The 3,100-nt window shown below is 53.6% G+C and carries 4 protein-coding genes and 1 pseudogene; all 5 read right to left on the bottom strand.

Translation table 11 applies throughout. The features are described from left to right. A pseudogene (locus RR877_RS10205) lies at positions 1-607 on the bottom strand (hypothetical protein); the annotation flags it as partial. Positions 608-616: 9 nt separating this feature from the next. Further along, positions 617-1,756, bottom strand: coding sequence for a hypothetical protein (locus RR877_RS10200; RefSeq protein ID WP_332628164.1), 1,140 nt, complete (start codon positions 1,754-1,756; stop codon positions 617-619). 119 nt (positions 1,757-1,875) lie between these two features. Continuing rightward, positions 1,876-2,415, bottom strand: coding sequence for an NUDIX hydrolase family protein (locus RR877_RS10195; RefSeq protein ID WP_110232707.1), 540 nt, complete (start codon positions 2,413-2,415; stop codon positions 1,876-1,878). 193 nt (positions 2,416-2,608) lie between these two features. Beyond that, a complete protein-coding gene (locus RR877_RS10190) occupies positions 2,609-2,842 on the bottom strand; it encodes a DUF2834 domain-containing protein (RefSeq protein WP_332628162.1) in 234 nt (77 codons plus the stop codon). Beyond that, on the bottom strand, positions 2,839-3,003 hold the full coding sequence (locus tag RR877_RS10185) for a hypothetical protein (RefSeq protein ID WP_332628160.1): 165 nt from the start codon (positions 3,001-3,003) through the stop codon (positions 2,839-2,841). Before RR877_RS10185 ends, RR877_RS10190 begins: the two co-directional genes overlap by 4 nt. Positions 3,004-3,100: the final 97 nt, after the last annotated feature.

Below are 3,100 nucleotides of genomic sequence, written 5' to 3'. Positions count from 1 at the left end.
CAGCAATCTGGCGTAAGGTTTCCAGCTCGGTCTTGACGTCCTCAATTTCCTGGTGAAGTCGCGAACGAACTTCAGCAGCGTCACGTTCTGCTTCAGCAACAAGGGCTGCCTCGCGGCGCATTGCAGTTTCTTTCAGAGTCTGACCCTGAAGGACCAGCGTCTCTGCTTCCATGGTCAGCTGAGAAACTTCGCGTTCAATTTCCAGACGCTTGTCTTCGATCTGGGCCTCGGTCACATTGAGTAAAGAATTTGCCTTGTTACGAGCAGTGCGGTTGACCTGGTCAGCAAGAGCACGCGCAGATTCACGAACGACCTTGGCGTCAGCGTCAGCGTCTGCAACCATCTTGTCTGCTTGTTCTTCAGCAACGCGCAGGGTCTGCTCAAATGCAGAACCAAGATCAGCGAAGGTGGGCTTAGCGTTGGAACGACGAAGAGCATCGCGCATGTCAGCGAGTTCACGCTCGAGCTTGTCCACTGTTGCCACACCAGAACGTGTGGTTTGCAGGAGTTCTTCAACTCGTGACTCAGCATCGCGGAATGCGCGCTTGACGTCAGCAGGGTCATAACCGTTCTTACGAACGGTGCGGAAGTTACGAGTGATATCCATGAGTTATCCCTAGCCTTCCGACTTTTCAGGAGACACGGAATCATCATTCATGTCGAAAGTTTCTGCAGTGAGCTCCTGATCGGAAGGGAGCTCAGCGTCAAAGTCATAGGGCATCTCTGCCTCGTCGGAAACACGATCACTCATCGAGATGATGCGTAGCTCCGAGTTGAACGCTTCAACAGCTTCGCGCTCGAAGGACAGATCTTCGACGATCTGCTCACTGTTAGCCAGCAATTCTGCGTTACGTTCTTCAAGACGCTCGGTCAGAGTCTGGGCACGAGCACGAGCACGGCGAACGATGCCCGCAGCAGTTTCACGTGCTTCGCGAACCAGTGCAACACCATCTTGACGAGCCTGGCCAAAGTTCTTCTGTGCTTCCACAACCATCTCGCGGGCACGCAGGCGTGCTTCGTCGAGCTGCTGCTGTGAATCCTCAAGGAGGTGGCGGATGTATGCCTCGTTTTCGGTAGCAAGGCGAGTGCTTTCACGCTCTGCCTTGGCACGAGCAGCATCTACCTCGTCACTGATACGTCGTTGATCACGTTCGTGAAGCTGGCGAAGAGTGGCGATCTCACCGCGTGACTGATCTATTTCACGAGCAAGGTCTGCTTCCAGGTTGGCGCGCTTGCGCTCACCCTCTGCCGTGATGGCAGTTGCTTCTTGCTGTGCCTTGGCAAACTCTGCCTCTGCCTTCACAAGAGCTGCACGAGCAACCTTGAGGGTGTCTTCAAACTTCTTTTCAGACTCCTTGAGAAGTCGTTCAACACGACTCTCTGCATCTGAAACAACCTTGGTCGCCTGCTTCTCAGCGGTTTCAGTGACCGACGCAGCATCTGCTTCAGCAGCGCGACGAGTGTTAGTGCTGGCGGTTTGTGCATCAGCGATGAGTTTGCCGGCTTGCTCTTCGGCAACACGAAGAGTCTGCTCAAAAGCAGCGCCCAAGTCAGAGAATGAAGGCTTTGCACTCGCGCGCTTCAACGCACTGCGGACCTCAGCGATTTCGCGGGTCAGAGTGTCAATGCGCTTATCGATTTCAGCGCGCTCTGACTCCAGGCGAGATACCTCGACCTGGACGTCACCCAGTGCGACATTGACTTGCTCGGGGTCCAAACCCCTCTTGGCAAGCACAACGGGAAGATCGTTATCCACGGTGTCCTTTCGCCAAACAAGCCAGAATAAACAGTCTTTACAAGTATATGGGCAGATTTTGGCGAAAATTTAGGGCAAAAGTACAAACCGGGGGTTTCTCCCCCTATTCACAGTTAGTGCTAGTTCAGCGCACCGACGGAGGCTAAAGCTGCGCGGAGAAGTGCTCCGCGACCGCCTTCCATCTCGGCAGAGACGGCGTCGCTGGCTGCTTCACGAGGAGTCAGCCAGGTGATTTCGAGCGCATCTTGACGAGGATCACATGTTCCCGTGACGGGAACGACATAGGCCAAAGACACAGCATGCTGACGCTCATCAGTGAACTGGGAGATGCCTGGCAGAGGGAAATACTCGGCAACGTGGAAAGGATTGGGGTTAGCCGGCAGAAGTGGGAAAGCCATCGGACCAAGGTCCTTCTCCAAGTGACGGAACAAAGCTTCTCTCAGTGTTTCGCCATACATCACTCGGCCCGAGACAATTGTTCGGGTCATTTCACCGGTGGCATTAGCGCGCAACAACAGTCCCACCTCGGTGACAACACCGAGGCCGTCTACGCGGACAGGAACAGCCTCGACATAGAGAAGGGGAAGTCGGCGGCGGATGGAGGAGAGTTCGTCATCACTTAGCCAGCCGCCGTTGGGATCAGGAGTTCGCACGCTCATGACCTATTTCTACCGGAGAAAACCTGAGAAAGGGGCTATTCCCCCGAAAGGTGAGGAAAAACGAAGAGAACTACTTCTTTCGACGGTTCCGAGAAGCCATCAATCCCAGGAACGCGATGCTCGACATGATGCTCAGCACGGAGTTAGTGGAGCCAATGCTCTTGATGGAGTTGTTGTTCGCCATGACTTCAGCCTAGACAGCAATCTGTGTTGAAGAAATCTTTGCCAGCTGACGTTCACGCATGGCCATAAACAGCGGGAAGGTGAATGCCATTGCGGTGACACCGGAAAGCAGGATGTAGAGCCAAACGCGCTTCATCTTGAGTCGACGAGCTTCAGTGATCATGAACACCACAACGGCAATTGCCACGACGGTGAAGTCTGCCGAAAGCACCCAGTCCACTGCAGTGCCGAACCAGGCGTTCATGTAGCAAGACCGTTGAAGATCCAGGCAGTGACAAGGCCGACGATCGACAAAACCACATAAATCCAGAACAGTGACTTGTTCATGTTCTTACTCCCTCGAATTGTCATCACCATATCGCCGGGCGCGGCAGGAAGGGCGACACCAGATGAATGGAGAGACATCCACATCATTATTTTGTTTTGTATAAAATAAAGATATATTTAGTTTTTATGAAAGCAAAAGTACCTGCGCTATCACCGCTTTTTCGTTCAGACTCGC

Source organism: Aurantimicrobium sp. (genome assembly GCF_036667855.1).
Lineage (GTDB): Bacteria > Actinomycetota > Actinomycetes > Actinomycetales > Microbacteriaceae > Aurantimicrobium.
This window is presented reverse-complemented; position numbering and strand designations above follow the sequence as displayed.